Source organism: Streptococcus infantis (genome assembly GCF_000960085.1).
GTDB classification, from domain to species: Bacteria; Bacillota; Bacilli; order Lactobacillales; family Streptococcaceae; genus Streptococcus; species Streptococcus infantis_C.
Genome location: NZ_JYGT01000008.1, coordinates 155,673 through 171,079, shown reverse-complemented (window position 1 = coordinate 171,079; position 15,407 = coordinate 155,673). Strand labels below are relative to the sequence as shown.

General features: G+C 40.0%; 14 protein-coding genes. 13 read left to right on the top strand and 1 reads right to left on the bottom strand.

Features of this window, described 5'->3' with window-relative positions; genetic code table 11:
* The gene (locus TZ94_RS05870; protein WP_045615115.1) at positions 1 to 957 is read left to right on the top strand and encodes an ABC transporter permease; all 957 of its coding nucleotides are present in this window, start codon (positions 1 to 3) and stop codon (positions 955 to 957) included.
* 31 nt (positions 958 to 988) lie between these two features.
* Here TZ94_RS05870 and plsY read toward each other — a convergent pair whose 3' ends face one another.
* Positions 989 to 1,630, bottom strand: coding sequence for a glycerol-3-phosphate 1-O-acyltransferase PlsY (gene plsY, locus TZ94_RS05865; protein WP_045615114.1), 642 nt, complete (start codon positions 1,628 to 1,630; stop codon positions 989 to 991).
* Positions 1,631 to 1,846: 216 nt separating this feature from the next.
* Between plsY and TZ94_RS05860 the strand changes: the two genes are divergently transcribed.
* The 12 genes from TZ94_RS05860 (at position 1,847) to TZ94_RS05805 (ending at position 15,395) form a co-directional block, all read left to right on the top strand.
* Positions 1,847 to 2,488 carry an amino acid ABC transporter permease gene (locus TZ94_RS05860; RefSeq protein ID WP_045615113.1) on the top strand — a complete coding sequence of 214 codons (642 nt, stop codon included), beginning with the start codon at positions 1,847 to 1,849 and terminating at the stop codon, positions 2,486 to 2,488.
* Between the two features lie 10 nt (positions 2,489 to 2,498).
* Complete coding sequence (locus tag TZ94_RS05855) at positions 2,499 to 3,128, top strand: amino acid ABC transporter ATP-binding protein (RefSeq protein ID WP_016465680.1); 630 nt, start codon at positions 2,499 to 2,501, stop codon at positions 3,126 to 3,128.
* A gap of 9 nt (positions 3,129 to 3,137) precedes the next feature.
* Positions 3,138 to 3,980, top strand: coding sequence for an amino acid ABC transporter substrate-binding protein (locus TZ94_RS05850; RefSeq protein ID WP_045615112.1), 843 nt, complete (start codon positions 3,138 to 3,140; stop codon positions 3,978 to 3,980).
* Between the two features lie 145 nt (positions 3,981 to 4,125).
* On the top strand, positions 4,126 to 6,069 hold the full coding sequence (gene parE / locus TZ94_RS05845; protein ID WP_045615111.1) for a DNA topoisomerase IV subunit B: 1,944 nt from the start codon (positions 4,126 to 4,128) through the stop codon (positions 6,067 to 6,069).
* A gap of 49 nt (positions 6,070 to 6,118) precedes the next feature.
* Positions 6,119 to 6,607 (top strand): hypothetical protein, encoded by a 489-nt coding sequence (locus tag TZ94_RS05840; RefSeq protein ID WP_045615110.1) that lies wholly within the window; start codon positions 6,119 to 6,121, stop codon positions 6,605 to 6,607.
* Complete coding sequence (locus TZ94_RS05835; RefSeq protein WP_241767280.1) at positions 6,604 to 7,146, top strand: hypothetical protein; 543 nt, start codon at positions 6,604 to 6,606, stop codon at positions 7,144 to 7,146. Before TZ94_RS05840 ends, TZ94_RS05835 begins: the two co-directional genes overlap by 4 nt.
* Positions 7,136 to 7,957 (top strand): aminoglycoside 6-adenylyltransferase, encoded by an 822-nt coding sequence (locus tag TZ94_RS05830; protein WP_045615109.1) that lies wholly within the window; start codon positions 7,136 to 7,138, stop codon positions 7,955 to 7,957. Before TZ94_RS05835 ends, TZ94_RS05830 begins: the two co-directional genes overlap by 11 nt.
* A gap of 183 nt (positions 7,958 to 8,140) precedes the next feature.
* Positions 8,141 to 10,618, top strand: a complete 2,478-nt coding sequence (gene parC, locus TZ94_RS05825) for a DNA topoisomerase IV subunit A (RefSeq protein WP_052689735.1) — start codon at positions 8,141 to 8,143, stop codon at positions 10,616 to 10,618.
* Positions 10,619 to 10,742: 124 nt separating this feature from the next.
* Positions 10,743 to 11,765, top strand: a complete 1,023-nt coding sequence (locus tag TZ94_RS05820; RefSeq protein WP_016465685.1) for a branched-chain amino acid aminotransferase — start codon at positions 10,743 to 10,745, stop codon at positions 11,763 to 11,765.
* 21 nt (positions 11,766 to 11,786) lie between these two features.
* Entirely contained in the window at positions 11,787 to 13,754 is a 1,968-nt protein-coding gene (locus TZ94_RS05815; protein ID WP_045615107.1) for a peptide ABC transporter substrate-binding protein, read from the top strand.
* A 31-nt stretch (positions 13,755 to 13,785) separates the two neighbouring features.
* Positions 13,786 to 14,475: a DUF969 domain-containing protein gene (locus tag TZ94_RS05810; RefSeq protein ID WP_045615106.1), complete on the top strand. Its 690-nt coding sequence runs from the start codon at positions 13,786 to 13,788 to the stop codon at positions 14,473 to 14,475.
* A complete protein-coding gene (locus tag TZ94_RS05805) occupies positions 14,472 to 15,395 on the top strand; it encodes a DUF979 domain-containing protein (RefSeq protein WP_045615105.1) in 924 nt (307 codons plus the stop codon). Before TZ94_RS05810 ends, TZ94_RS05805 begins: the two co-directional genes overlap by 4 nt.
* Positions 15,396 to 15,407: the final 12 nt, after the last annotated feature.

Here is a 15,407-nt window from a genome sequence, read left to right as displayed (position 1 = left end):
ATGTCGATTACAACAATGTTAACCCTTATGGTTTCTTCAATGTTGATTTATGCAGCACCACTTATTTTCACAAGTATCGGAGGAGTTTTCTCCGAACGTGGTGGAGTTGTTAACGTTGGTCTTGAAGGAATCATGGTCATGGGTGCCTTTTCTGGAGTTGTTTTTAACCTTGAATTTGCTCAAGATTTGGGAGCACTAACTCCTTGGTTGGCTCTCTTAGTTGGTGGATTAGTTGGAGCTATCTTCTCGCTCATTCACGCAGTAGCTACAGTTCATTTCCGTGCAGACCATGTTGTCAGTGGTACCGTACTTAACTTGATGGCGCCAGCCTTGGCAGTTTTCTTGGTGAAGGTACTTTATAACAAGGGCCAAACGGACAACTTAACGCAAACTTTTGGACGTTTTGATTTCCCTGTTTTGGCTAATATCCCAGTTATCGGAGATATCTTCTTTAAGTCAACAAGTTTACTTGGTTATCTAGCAATTGCCTTCTCATTCTTAGCATGGTTTATCCTCTTTAAGACTCGCTTTGGACTTCGTCTTCGTTCAGTTGGTGAACACCCACAAGCAGCAGACACTTTGGGGATTAATGTCTACAAGATGAGATATCTGGGAGTTGTGATTTCAGGTTTCCTTGGAGGAATCGGTGGAGCTATTTACGCTCAATCAATTTCCGTTAACTTCTCAGTTACAACTATCGTAGGACCTGGATTTATCGCTCTTGCAGCTATGATCTTTGGTAAATGGAATCCCGTTGGTGCTATGCTTTCAAGTCTCTTCTTTGGACTATCACAAAGTTTAGCAGTTATCGGTTCCCAACTTCCTTTCTTGCAAGGAGTTCCAGCCGTTTATTTGCAAATCGCACCATACCTCTTGACCATTGTTGTACTAGCAGCCTTCTTTGGTAAAGCTGTTGCACCTAAGGCAGATGGTATCAACTATATCAAGTCTAAATAACATAAAAAAAACGTCAGTTAAAACTGACGTTTTATTTTTTTGGTTCTTGGTGTGTTAAGTTAAGTCCCCAAGGAATGAGATTTTCTGTTTTATTTTGGATCCGTTTGATGTTGTCCTTATGTCGCACAATTACCAGACTCGCAAGAGCGATAATAATCAAAGTGAAGAGTAGATCATAACTAGTTAAAATAAATCCAAATAGAGGAAACAGGAGGACGCCAATAATCGCAGCAATAGCAGCTGAAATACTAGAGAGGGAAATCATACTTCCCAGATAAAGGATTCCAAAGAAAATGACTGCTAGATAAAGGCAAAAGAGAGGAGCAAATCCAAAAATAACTCCTGCACTGGTAGCGACAGCCTTGCCACCCTTGAATTTGGCAAAGATAGGGAAGGTGTGGCCAATGACTGCTAAAAGCCCAAAGACGATTGGTGAAACTCCCTGCACATGGAAGATTAGTGGAAGTAGAGTGGCTAGAGTACCTTTAAAGAAATCAATGACAAAGGTTGCCATTCCAGCTTTCTTGCCTATGATTCGGAAGGTATTGGTCGTCCCAGTATTACCAGATCCATGTTCTCTTAGATTGATGTTAAAGAATATTTGTCCAATCCACAAGCCTGAAGGAATTGAACCTAATAAATAAGCTAAAATTAATAATACTATTGTCATCATATTTCTATTATACCATGAAATAGGAGAGAAACGAAACTGAATCTTTTCACCACTTGTGACATCTGATACTTGAGATAAGTAGAAAAAGATACTTATGAGTACTTTTATTATTAGAAATCAATGAAAAGTTTTAAAAATTCATGAAAATATCTGAAAATCCTTGCTTTTGTGTTTATTTATGCTATAATAGGAACAATTATTTTTAGGAGGTGGAGTATGTCTTACTTATTCGAGATATTACCAAGTTTATTGAGCGGTGCGACAATGACTTTACAAGTTTTTGCACTGGTCTTACTCTTTTCAATCCCTTTAGGCATTTTGGGTGCCTTTTGCTTACAGGTTCATTGGAAACCCCTCCATTACATGATTGATGTTTATATCTGGGTGATGCGTGGAACACCCTTACTTTTGCAGTTGATTTTTATTTATTATGTCCTGCCAAGTATCGGAATTCGACTTGACCGAGTACCAGCGGCTATTATTGCCTTCACGCTTAATTATGCAGCTTATTTTGCAGAAGTATTCCGTGGAGGGATTGCCACCATTCCTCAGGGTCAATATGAGGCAGCGAAAGTTTTAAAATTCAATCCTATCGATACTGTTCGCTATATCATCTTGCCACAGGTGACCAAGATTGTCCTACCAAGTGTATTTAACGAGGTTATGAGTTTGGTTAAGGATACTTCTTTGGTTTATGCACTCGGTATTTCAGATTTAATCCTAGCCAGTCGAACTGCGGCCAATCGTGATGCTAGCTTGATTCCGATGTTTCTAGCGGGAGCTATCTATCTTCTAATGATTGGTGTTGTTACAATCCTAGCTAAGAAACTTGAGAAAAAGTTCAGCTACTATAGATAGGAGGCTATCCATGTTAGAGTTAAGAAATATCAGTAAAAAATTTGGAAAAAAAGAAATTTTATCCAATTTCAGTTTAACAATTCCTGAAAAGCAGATTTTGGCCATCGTTGGACCTTCTGGTGGTGGAAAGACTACCTTGCTTAGAATGTTAGCTGGACTTGAGACCATTGATTCAGGAGAGATTTTTTATAATGGAGAATCCCTACCATTGGATGAACTTGAAAAACGACACTTGTTAGGATTTGTTTTTCAAGATTTTCAGCTTTTTCCGCACCTTTCCGTTATGGAAAATTTGATCTTGTCACCCATCAAGACTATGGGAATGTCTGAAGCAGATGCTAAGAAGAAGGCGGTAGAATTACTCACTCGTCTAGGTCTTGAAGCACACGCAGATGCTTATCCATACTCATTGTCTGGTGGTCAAAAGCAACGGGTTGCCTTAGCACGTGCAATGATGATAGATCCAGAAGTGATTGGGTATGATGAACCAACTTCTGCCCTTGATCCAGAGTTGCGTCTCGAAGTTGAAAAGCTGATTTTACAAAATAGAGAATTAGGCATGACTCAAATTGTCGTAACCCACGATCTCCAGTTTGCAGAGAATATCGCTGACCAGATTCTCAAAGTAGAGCCTAAGTAGGAGGTGTCTATGAATCGAAAGAAAATCAGCCTTGTTTTGGGATTCTTTCTTGCTTTTTTCCTCGTAGGATGCACGCAAAAGGCTAGCAATCCTAAAGTAGATAATTGGGAAAAATACCAACAACAGGGAACAATTACTATCGGATTTGACAATACTTTTGTTCCTATGGGATTTGAAGAAAAGAATGGGCAATATGTTGGATTTGATATTGATTTAGCCCAAGCTGTTTCTGAGAAACTTGGCTTTAAGGTTCAGTTTCAACCTATTGATTGGGATATGAAGGAAACAGAACTTCAAAACGGTACCATTGATGCGATCTGGAATGGATATTCAGCGACGGATGAACGCCGTGAAAAGGTAGCTTTTACCATTCCTTACATGGAAAATCAGCAAGTTCTCGTCTCTAAAAAATCGCAAAATATCCAATCAGTGTCTGATATGGCAGGTAAGATTTTGGGTGCTCAGGCAGGTTCTTCGGGTTATCTGGACTTTGAAGCGCAACCTGACCTTTTGAAAAATATCGTAAAAGATCAAAAGGCTAACCAATATCAAAGTTTTAATGAAGCCTTGATTGACTTACAAAATGACAGGATTGATGCCCTTCTAATTGACCGTGTTTATGCCAACTATTATCTTAAAACTGAAGGAATCTTAGACCAGTATGAGATTTTCACAGCTGGTTTTGAGAGTGAATCCTTTGCAGTCGGAGTAAGACCAGCTGATAAGACCTTGTTAGAAAATTTGAATAAAGCTTTTGTCGAACTCTATCAAGAAGGAAAATTCCAAGAAATCAGCCAGAAATGGTTTGGCGAAGATGTGGCTACGAGCCAAATTAAAGGAAAAGAAAACTAAGATTTTGTCTTGGTTTCTTTTTTTGGTGAAGATGGACGATTTTTTGCTAAAAAAGACTTCGGAATAGGCTTTTTAACTAGAAAAACTTTGCAAAATCCTTAGAAAACCTGTAAAATAGAAAAGATGAACAAATAGGAGGTTCCTTGTGTCAAAAAAGGAAATCAATATTAACAATTATAATGATGACGCCATCCAGGTGCTAGAAGGGTTGGATGCGGTCCGTAAACGTCCAGGGATGTATATCGGATCGACAGACGGTGCTGGACTCCATCACCTAGTCTGGGAAATCGTGGATAATGCGGTTGACGAAGCCTTGTCTGGATTTGGTGATCGGATTGATGTAACCATTAATAAGGATGGGAGTTTAACGGTTCAAGACCACGGACGTGGGATGCCAACGGGAATGCACGCTATGGGGATTCCAACAGTAGAGGTGATTTTTACCATCCTTCATGCTGGAGGAAAATTCGGTCAGGGTGGTTATAAGACTTCTGGTGGTCTTCACGGAGTTGGTTCTTCTGTTGTCAATGCCCTCTCTAGCTGGCTTGAAGTAGAAATTACGCGTGATGGTGCTGTTTATAAACAACGCTTTGAAAATGGTGGGAAGCCCGTAACAACTCTTGAAAAGGTTGGGACAGCACCAAAATCTAAGACAGGTACCAAAGTGACCTTTATGCCGGATGCTAGTATCTTTTCTACGACTGACTTTAAATACAATACCATTTCAGAGCGTCTCAATGAGTCAGCCTTTCTCTTAAAAAATGTAACCTTGTCATTAACAGACAAGCGAACAGACGAAGCGATCGAGTTCCATTATGAGAACGGGGTGCAGGACTTTGTTTCCTACCTCAACGAAGATAAGGAAACCTTGACGCCTGTCCTATACTTTGAAGGCGAAGACAATGGTTTCCAAGTAGAAGTAGCCCTCCAGTATAATGATGGATTTTCAGATAACATCTTGTCCTTTGTTAATAATGTCCGTACCAAAGACGGTGGAACGCATGAGACAGGACTCAAGTCAGCCATTACCAAGGTTATGAATGACTATGCCCGTAAGACAGGGCTTCTCAAAGAAAAAGATAAAAATCTTGAAGGATCCGATTACCGTGAAGGGTTATCGGCTGTTCTTTCTATCCTAGTTCCTGAAGAACATTTGCAATTTGAAGGACAGACTAAGGACAAACTAGGTAGTCCCCTTGCTCGTCCTGTTGTAGATGGAATTGTGGCTGATAAGTTGACCTTCTTCCTCATGGAAAATGGAGAATTAGCTTCAAATCTGATTCGTAAAGCTATCAAGGCCCGTGATGCTCGTGAAGCAGCACGAAAAGCGCGTGATGAGAGCCGAAATGGCAAGAAAAACAAGAAAGACAAGGGCTTGCTTTCAGGTAAATTAACGCCAGCCCAGTCTAAAAATCCAGCTAAGAATGAACTTTACCTAGTCGAGGGGGATTCTGCCGGTGGTTCTGCTAAGCAAGGTCGTGACCGCAAGTTCCAGGCTATCTTGCCACTTCGCGGTAAAGTTATCAATACAGCCAAGGCCAAGATGGCTGATATCCTCAAAAACGAAGAAATCAATACCATGATTTATACCATCGGTGCTGGTGTAGGGGCAGACTTCTCCCTTGAAGACGCCAACTATGACAAGATTATTATCATGACCGATGCGGATACCGACGGTGCTCACATCCAAACGCTTCTCTTAACCTTCTTTTATCGTTATATGCGTCCGCTAGTTGAAGCTGGACATGTCTATATCGCCCTTCCCCCACTTTACAAGATGTCTAAAGGCAAAGGCAAGAAAGAAGAAGTGGCCTACGCTTGGACGGATGGCGAGCTAGAAGAACTTCGCAAGCAGTTCGGCAAAGGCGCTACCCTCCAACGCTACAAAGGTCTTGGTGAGATGAATGCGGACCAACTCTGGGAAACAACTATGAATCCAGAAACTCGCACCCTTATCCGTGTCACAATCGAAGACCTAGCACGCGCAGAACGTCGCGTCAATGTCCTCATGGGTGACAAGGTCGAACCACGCCGTAAATGGATTGAGGATAATGTCAAGTTTACGCTGGAAGAAGCAACAGTATTTTAAGTAAATCTTCCTTCTTCAAAATCTTAGCTCTCTAAAAGAGGTATACATCATGATAAGTTTATTGTATCATACTCCTTTTCTTGCGATAGTTTTAGCTATAGGTGCAGTTATGTTTATAACAGCTAAACAAGGAAAACCTGAGAAAATTCGCTTTCTTGAATTTTTACTATTAGCTATAGTAACCGCCTGTGTCTTTTTATTTGATAACCCTTTAAGGTCTAATCCTTATGCAGGTTTGCTATTCTATACTTTTGACATTTTTATTTTCACACCAGCTAGCTTAGCTTTTGGATTCACAGCTATTTATAAGAGCAATAAACATCTCAAACATTATCATAGTAGTTACTCAAAACTTCTTAGGCTAAATGCCTGGTTTTTAGAAATATTTTCAGTTATTAATTTCCTATTTTTAATGCTGACGGAAGAAATGGGAATTATGTTGCTGCTACCTTTTTTTGGAATTAGTTCTATCATTCAATTTATAGTCGGAGAGCTTGAAAGAAAAAGAGTTCAGAAGACAAAGGAGGGTGAACAGTGAACAGTTCTTTAATAATGATATTTTTCTTTTTCGAAATCATTGTTATCGCTGGTATAATTCTTGATGCAATCTCCAATAGCGAGAAAATAGACTATTCAAACTCATTAAGTTCCTTAGTATTTATGGCGTGTAATATTGGTGTGTTCGTATTATTTAATCCGTCTATAGACGACCCCTACTTAGAAGTAATTTTAAGGATATTTTATTTACTAACCCATATACCTTTAAGTTTAACTTATGCGATTACTACTCTTTATAAAAGTATCAAACACATCAAGTATTTTCCTAGTAAGTTTGATCGGATATTAATATGCAACGTTACGATTATATTTCTCCTCTCAATTGTAAATGTTTTTGTATTTTTTAGAGAAACGAAAGAAATTTATATACTTATTTTCTTGCAAGGCCTTTTTTCAGGAATTCAATTCCTACTTTGGATACTTGAAAGAAAAAGAGTTCAGAAGCTTCTTAAGCAAAGAAATGAAGATCCTGTTATTCAGAACTTAGAGACCACTGAGGATGAACCGCATGAGGACTGACCAGGAAATGCTTGACCTGATTTTACAAATAGCTAAAAAGTTACAGGTTGATGCTGTGGCCCTATCTGGTTCGCGTACAAACCAAAAGATTCAAACAGATGAATTTCAAGACTATGATGTGGTCTATATTGTGGATGATTTGGATAATTTGACAAGCAATCTATCTTGGCTGGACCAGTTCGGCAAACGTATCGTAGAGCAAGAGGTGACTCTGGGACATCGCCGTCTTTACCTCATGCTTTTTGAAGATGGGAATCGTATTGATCTAACCCTCTGTCCTAAAGTTCATATCAACGAGTGGGTGGATAGTGAGGCAGGATTCATAGTTTTAGTAGATGATAAGGGCTTGTTTGGGTCCTATTCTTCCAGTCCAGAGCGTTTCTGGATACATCCAGCTAGTGAGACGGATTTTGAAAAATCCTGCAATGAATTTTGGTGGGTGTCAGCCTACGTTGTCAAAGGAATTTGTCGCAAGCAAGTCATCTATGCGACAGACCATCTATACGGTATCTGCCAGCAAGAACTCTTGAAAATCTTGGCTTGGCAGGTAGCAAGAGATAGAGGAGCAGTCGACATCGGTAAGAACTACAAGTATCTCTTTAACTACTTGCCATCTGAGAAGGAGAAGGCTTTCTCAAATCTGCTTGATTTCTCAAGTTTAGACAAAATCATTCAGTCTCTATTGGCTACGATGCAACTTTTCCACCAAGAAGCTCAAAGACTTGCAAAAAAAATGGGATTTGACTACGATAGGGAAGTAGCTGAGAAGATGATTCAGTATGCTGAGGAAAAACTTCAAAGCACTAAGTAAATAAAGAACATATTTCAAAACTTTAAACTACAGAAAGGATAGTTTGGTTACTAGAGGTAACTGAACACGGGACTAATTTCTTAAGAAAAAAGATAAATCGCTTTGGGTTCATCGAACCCTGCATCGATTTCCTATTTTTCTACAGAAATTTTCGGCAAGCCGAAACGTCCCTTTGTATCTTATATGAGTAATATCCAAAATATGTCCTTGGAGGACATCATGGGAGAGCGCTTTGGTCGCTACTCCAAATACATCATTCAAGACCGGGCTTTGCCAGATATTCGTGATGGCTTGAAGCCGGTTCAACGCCGTATTCTTTATTCGATGAATAAGGATGGCAATACTTTTGATAAGAGCTACCGTAAGTCGGCTAAGTCTGTCGGGAACATCATGGGTAATTTCCACCCACACGGAGATTCTTCTATCTATGATGCCATGGTTCGTATGTCTCAGGACTGGAAAAATCGTGAGATTCTGGTCGAAATGCACGGTAATAACGGTTCTATGGACGGGGATCCGCCTGCGGCTATGCGTTATACCGAGGCCCGTTTGTCTGAGATTGCAGGCTACCTTCTTCAGGATATCGAGAAAAAGACAGTTCCTTTTGCTTGGAACTTTGACGATACCGAGAAAGAGCCAACAGTCTTGCCAGCGGCTTTTCCAAACCTTTTAGTCAATGGTTCAACTGGAATTTCGGCTGGTTATGCCACAGATATTCCACCGCATAATTTGGCCGAAGTTATTGAAGCTACGGTTTATATGATTGATCATCCGACTGCCAAGGTTGAAAAGCTCATGGAATTCTTGCCTGGGCCAGATTTCCCTACTGGTGCCATTATCCAAGGTCGTGATGAAATCAAAAAGGCCTATGAAACTGGTAAAGGGCGCGTGGTTGTTCGTTCTAAGACAGAAATTGAGAATCTTAAAGGTGGTAAGGAACAAATCGTTATTACTGAGATTCCTTATGAAATCAATAAGGCTAACTTGGTCAAGAAAATCGATGAAGTCCGTGTCAATAACAAGGTGTCAGGTATCGCTGAGGTTCGTGATGAGTCTGACCGTGATGGTCTTCGCATCGCTATAGAACTCAAAAAAGATGCGAACACGGAACTTGTTCTCAACTACCTTTTCAAATACACTGACTTGCAAATCAACTACAACTTCAACATGGTGGCGATTGACAATTTCACACCTCGTCAGGTTGGGATTGTGCCAATCTTGTCTAGTTATATCGCCCACCGTCGTGAAGTCATCTTGGCGCGTTCTAGCTTTGACAAGGAAAAGGCTGAAAAACGTCTCCATATCGTGGAAGGTTTGATTCGCGTTATCTCGATTTTGGATGAAGTCATTGCCCTTATCCGTGCTTCTGAGAATAAGGCTGATGCCAAGGAAAACCTCAAGGTCAGCTATGAATTTACCGAAGAACAGGCTGAAGCTATTGTTACCTTGCAACTTTATCGTTTAACTAATACAGACGTGGTTGTATTGCAGGAAGAAGAAGCAGAACTTCGTGAGAAGATTGCTATGCTTGCGGCTATCATCGGTGACGAACGAACTATGTACAATCTCATGAAGAAAGAACTCCGTGAGGTCAAGAAGAAATTTGCGACTCCACGTTTGAGTACTTTAGAAGATACAGCAAAAATTATCGAGATTGATACAGCTAGTCTAATCGCTGAAGAAGATACTTACGTCAGCGTGACTAAGGCAGGTTACATCAAGCGTACTAGTCCTCGTTCTTTCGCAGCTTCGACCATAGAAGAAATTGGGAAACGAGATGATGACCGTTTGCTATTTGTCCAATCAGTTAAAACCACTCAGCATCTCTTAATCTTTACAACGCTTGGAAATGTCATTTACCGACCAGTCCATGAATTAGCAGATATTCGTTGGAAGGATATCGGGGAGCACTTGAGTCAAACAATTACAAACTTTGAAACCAATGAAGAAGTGCTCTATGTTGAAGTTGTGGATCAGTTTGAGGATGCGACAACCTACTTTGCAGCGACTCGCCTTGGACAAATCAAACGTGTTGAACGTAAAGAATTTTCTCCATGGAGAACCTACCGTTCTAAATCTGTTAAGTTCGCTAAGTTGAAAGACGATAGTGACCAGGTTGTAGCTGTTGCACCAATCAAGCTTGATGACGTTTTATTGATTAGTAAAAATGGTTATGCCCTTAGATTTAATATCGAAGAAGTTCCAGTTGTTGGATCTAAGGCTGCAGGGGTCAAAGCTATGAATCTGAAAGCAGATGATGAACTTCAATCTGCCTTTATCTGCAATACTTCATCCTTCTATCTGTTAACGCAACGTGGAAGTTTGAAACGTGTTTCAACAGAGGAAATTCCAGCAACCAGTCGTGCTAAGCGTGGTCTTCAAGTTCTTAGAGAATTGAAGAACAAGCCACATCGTGTCTTCCTGGCTGGAGCAGTCTCAGAACAAGGATTTATCGGAGATCTCTTTAGTACAGAAGTAGAAGATGGCGAACAAACTCTTGTCATTCAATCAAATAATGGAACGATTTACGAAGCAATCCTACAAGATTTGAATCTATCAGAGCGTACAAGTAATGGAAGCTTTATCTCAGATACTATTTCAGACGAGGAAGTTTTCGATGCCTACCTTAAAGAAATCTTTAGAGAAGACAAAGAAAATTAGAAATCAGTCCTATGGACTGATTTTTTATGAGCAAAATTTTCAGAAAATTACAAATAATACTTGAATTTTTAGGAGAATAGTGTAGAATAGAACACAAAGCCTGATTAGAATAAAGGAGATTATCATGACAGTTACGATTGATTGGGAAAATCTCGGTTTTTCCTATATGAAACTACCTTATCGTTATATCGCTTATTTTAAAGATGGACAATGGACACAAGGGGAATTAACAGAAGATGCAACCTTGCATATTTCAGAATCATCTCCAAGTCTTCACTATGGACAGCAAGCATTTGAAGGATTGAAAGCCTATCGTACAAAGGATGGTAGCGTACAACTCTTCCGTCCAGATGAAAATGCTAAACGTCTACAACGTACTTGTGATCGCCTTTTGATGCCTCAAGTTCCAACAGAAATGTTTGTAGAAGCATGTAAAGCAGTTGTTCGTGCCAATGAAGAATACGTACCACCTTATGGAACTGGTGGAACCCTCTACCTCCGTCCACTCTTGATTGGTGTCGGAGATATCATTGGTGTAAAACCAGCAGAGGAGTATATCTTTACCATCTTTGCGATGCCAGTTGGAAATTACTTTAAGGGTGGATTGGTTCCAACAAACTTCTTGATTCAAGATGAGTATGACCGTGCTGCACCAAATGGAACAGGGGCTGCTAAGGTCGGTGGTAACTATGCAGCCAGTCTTTTACCAGGAAAAATGGCTAAATCCCGTCATTTCTCAGATGTTATTTATCTAGATCCCTCAACCCACACCAAGATTGAAGAAGTCGGTTCAGCAAACTTCTTTGGGATTACAGCTGACAATGAGTTTGTAACCCCATTGAGTCCATCAATCTTGCCATCCATTACCAAGTACTCATTACTTTACTTGGCAGAGCATCGTTTGGGCTTGAAACCTGTTGAGGGGGATGTGCCAATTGATAGTCTGGATCGATTTGTAGAAGCAGGTGCCTGTGGTACTGCAGCCGTAATTTCACCTATTGGGGGAATCCAACACGGTGATGACTTCCATGTTTTCTACAGTGAAACAGAGGTTGGTCCAGTAACTCGTAAACTATACGATGAATTGACAGGTATCCAATTTGGTGACATTGAAGCACCAGAAGGCTGGATTGTAAAAGTAGATTAAAAATTATTAAAGGAGATCTTTATGAAAACGAAAAAATGGATGTTAACAGCAGGAGTTGTCCTGAGTACAGCAGTTCTTCTTGTGGCTTGTGGTAAAGCTGACAAGGAAGCAGACGCACCTACAACCTTCTCTTACGTCTATGGAGTAGACCCATCATCTTTGGACTACAGTATCGCAACTCGTACTTCAACAACGGATATCATCGGTAACGTCGTTGATGGTTTGTTGGAAAATGACGAATACGGAAATTTGGTTCCATCTCTAGCTGAGGATTGGAGCATCTCACAAGACGGTTTGACTTATACTTATAAACTTCGTAAAGGAGTTAAATGGTATACTTCAGAGGGTGAAGAATACGCTGAAGTAACTGCGCATGACTTTGTCACAGGATTGAAACACGTTGCAGATGGTAAATCAGACGGTGTCACTCTTATTCAAAACTCCATCAAGGGCTTGAATGAATATATGACTGGTGAGACTAACGACTTCTCAACAGTTGGGGTTAAGGCATTGGACGATTACACAGTCCAGTACACTCTTAATGCACCTGAAAGTTTCTGGAATTCAAAAGTGACCTCAGCAACTATGTTGCCTGTAAATGAAGAATTCCTCAAAGCTTCAGGTAAAAATTACGGAGCAGTCAGCCCATCTGGTATCCTTTATAACGGTCCGTATATCTTGAAGACTTTGACTTCAAAATCTTTAATCGAATACGAAAAGAATCCAAATTATTGGGATAAAGAGAAGGTTAAAATTGAGAAGGTTAAATTGACCTACTATGATGGTTCAGACCAAGAATCATTGATCCGTAGTTTCTCTTCAGGTGTTTATACAACAGCTCGTATCTTCCCAAGTAGCTCAAACTTTGCTTCTACTTTAGAACAATACGGAGATAAAATCACCTACAGTCCACAGGATTCAACTAGTTATTACTTCACGTTTAACGTAAACCGTCAATCATACAATAAGACAGCAAAAACAAGCGAAGAACAAAAAACTTCCACAAAAGAAGCAATGTTGAACAAGGATTTCCGTCAAGCAATCAACTTTGCCTTCAACCGTCATTCTTATGCTGCACAGCTCAATGGTGAAGATGGTGCGGATAAGATTATTCGTAACAGCCTAGTTCCAGATAACTTTGTACAATCTGGCGGTAAAAACTTTGGTGACATCGCTCAAGCAGAATTGGTTAACTACGGCGACCAATGGAAAGGCATTGAGCTTGTAGACGGAAAAGATACCATCTACAATCCTGATAAAGCCAAAGCTTCGTTTGAGAAAGCTAAGAAAGAATTGGAAGCAAAAGGTGTAACTTTCCCAATTCACTTGGATGTCCCAGTTGAGCAAACAGATACAATTGCAGTTCAACAAAGCAATTCCTTTAAACAATCAATCGAGTCAACTCTTGGTTCTGAAAATGTCGTGATTGACGTACTTCAGATGACTGACAATGAAAAGGAAAGTATTACATCACAAGCACGTGTTCCTGCTCAGAAAGACTATGACTTGAATAGTACTGGTTGGGCTCCAAGCTATCAAGACCCAGCAAGTTATCTAAATATCATGGATCCTAAGACTGGTTCTGCTATGAAACACCTTGGTATTACGAAAGGTAAAGACAAGGAAGTAGTAGCTCAACTTGGTCTGGACGAATACAAGAAACTCTTGGATGATGCGGTTTCTGAGACAAATGACTTGGACAAGAGATATGAAAAATATGCCAAAGCTCAAGCATGGCTTACTGATAGTTCTCTCTTGATGCCGACAGCTTCATCAGGAGGCTCACCAGTAGTCAGCAACGTCGTTCCATTCTCTAAACCATACTCACAAGTAGGTATCAAGGGTGATCCATATATCTTCAAGGGCATGAAATTGCAAAAAGAGATTGTATCTGCTAAAGAATATCAAGCAGCTCTTGAAAAATGGCAAAAAGAGAAATTGGAATCAAACAATAAATACCAAAAAGAACTAGAAAGTCATGTCAAATAAACCATACTAGTATTTTGGAAAAGGGGCCTATATGGAATGGATTAAACTAATAGGGATACTTATCATTGTGGTTGGTTTTATCTATAAATTAGATACCATTGCAACGGTAGTCTTAGCTAGTTTAGTTACAGCTCTAGTTTCTGGAGTTTCTCTTGTTGAGTTCTTGGAAATTTTGGGAAAAGAATTTAGTAATCAACGAGTTCTGACGATTTTTATAGTGACTTTGCCACTGGTAGGTTTATCTGAAACTTTTGGGCTCAAGCAACGGTCGATTGATTTGATTCAAAGGATAAAGGGGCTGACCGTAGGAAGTTTTTATACCGTTTATTTCTTTTTTCGGGAACTTGACAGCTTCTTTGCCATTCGTATCGGAGGACATCCGCAGTTTGTAAGGCCTTTGGTTCAACCCATGGGACAAGCAGCAGCAGAGTCACAATTAGGTAGAAAATTAACAGAGCGGGAAAGCGAAGCGCTAAAAGCGCGTGCAGCAGCAAATGATAATTTTGCAAATTTCTTTGCTCAGAATACTTTCGTTGGTGCAGGTGGTGTCCTCTTAGTTGGGGGCACTCTGGACCAATTAGGTTACGAAAGTAATTATGCAGGTATCGCTTCGGCTTCTCTTATTGTTGCAGGAGTTGCCCTGTTTGTGGTAGGGATTTACAATTACCTATTTGATAGAAGACTGCTAACGAATAAGCTTAGCAAAGGAAAAGAAGAATGACCGAACTAGCAAGACAGTTATTAGAGTTAACCTATATTGTGATTGGTTGTCAATTTCTTCATACGGCCTATTGTAGCTATAAAGACAAAACAAACCCAGTTCGATATGGAACAGCTGGGTTTTGGGTTTTATTGGGCATCAGTTTTATTGGTGGTTCCTATCTACCGTCTCTCTATATTGGAGTAATCGTAGTGCTCTTAGCTCTACTGACTCTTTTTAAACAGGTTCGTATAGGAACCTTACCGACTCTGGATGAAGTCAAGGCAAAATTTGAAGCTAAACGGTTAAAGAATAAAATTTTTATTCCAGTCATGTTAATGGCTTTAATCGCTTTGGTATTAGCAAAAATGTTTCCTGAATTTAGTAAGATTGCTATCAGTCTTGCAGCATTTTTTGCAACCATCTCTCTCTTATTAATTACTAAAAGTCATCCTAAAAGCTTGTTAGTAGAAAACAATCGCATGGTTCAGCAAGTCTCAACTAGTGGTATTGTTCCGCAGCTTTTAGGAGCTTTAGGTGCTATTTTTACTGTAGCTGGAGTTGGAGACTTGATTTCTAACTTGATAAGCGGTATAGTTCCTTCGGGTAGTCGTTTTATGGGAGTGGTAGCTTATGTCCTTGGGATGGTTCTATTTTCCATGATAATGGGGAATGCATTTGCGGCTTTCACAGTCATTACTGCTGGAATTGGTGTTCCCTTTGTATTTGCCTTGGGAGCTGATCCAATCGTAGCCGCTGCACTTGCAATGACAGCAGGTTGCTGTGGGACCTTACTGACTCCAATGGCTGCTAACTTTAATGCATTACCGGCAGCACTTTTGGAGATGAAAGATCCAAATGGCGTTATCAAAGCGCAAGTAGGAGTGGCTGTTATCATGATAATCCTACATGTATTTTTAATGTACTATTTGGCGTTTTAGCAAAGGAAATAA

Bases quoted from the DNA above. Each gene is read 5' to 3' on its own strand.
- TZ94_RS05850 (WP_045615112.1), top strand. From the start codon at position 3,138: ATGAATCGAAAGAAAATCAGCCTTGTTTTGGGATTCTTTCTTGCTTTT.
- TZ94_RS05855 (WP_016465680.1), top strand. From the start codon at position 2,499: ATGTTAGAGTTAAGAAATATCAGTAAAAAATTTGGAAAAAAAGAAATT.
- plsY (WP_045615114.1), bottom strand. From the start codon at position 1,630: ATGATGACAATAGTATTATTAATTTTAGCTTATTTATTAGGTTCAATT.
- TZ94_RS05805 (WP_045615105.1), top strand. From the start codon at position 14,472: ATGACCGAACTAGCAAGACAGTTATTAGAGTTAACCTATATTGTGATT.
- parC (WP_052689735.1), top strand. From the start codon at position 8,141: ATGAGTAATATCCAAAATATGTCCTTGGAGGACATCATGGGAGAGCGC.
- TZ94_RS05830 (WP_045615109.1), top strand. From the start codon at position 7,136: ATGAGGACTGACCAGGAAATGCTTGACCTGATTTTACAAATAGCTAAA.
- TZ94_RS05815 (WP_045615107.1), top strand. From the start codon at position 11,787: ATGAAAACGAAAAAATGGATGTTAACAGCAGGAGTTGTCCTGAGTACA.
- TZ94_RS05840 (WP_045615110.1), top strand. From the start codon at position 6,119: ATGATAAGTTTATTGTATCATACTCCTTTTCTTGCGATAGTTTTAGCT.
- TZ94_RS05810 (WP_045615106.1), top strand. From the start codon at position 13,786: ATGGAATGGATTAAACTAATAGGGATACTTATCATTGTGGTTGGTTTT.
- TZ94_RS05820 (WP_016465685.1), top strand. From the start codon at position 10,743: ATGACAGTTACGATTGATTGGGAAAATCTCGGTTTTTCCTATATGAAA.
- TZ94_RS05860 (WP_045615113.1), top strand. From the start codon at position 1,847: ATGTCTTACTTATTCGAGATATTACCAAGTTTATTGAGCGGTGCGACA.
- TZ94_RS05870 (WP_045615115.1), top strand. From the start codon at position 1: ATGTCGATTACAACAATGTTAACCCTTATGGTTTCTTCAATGTTGATT.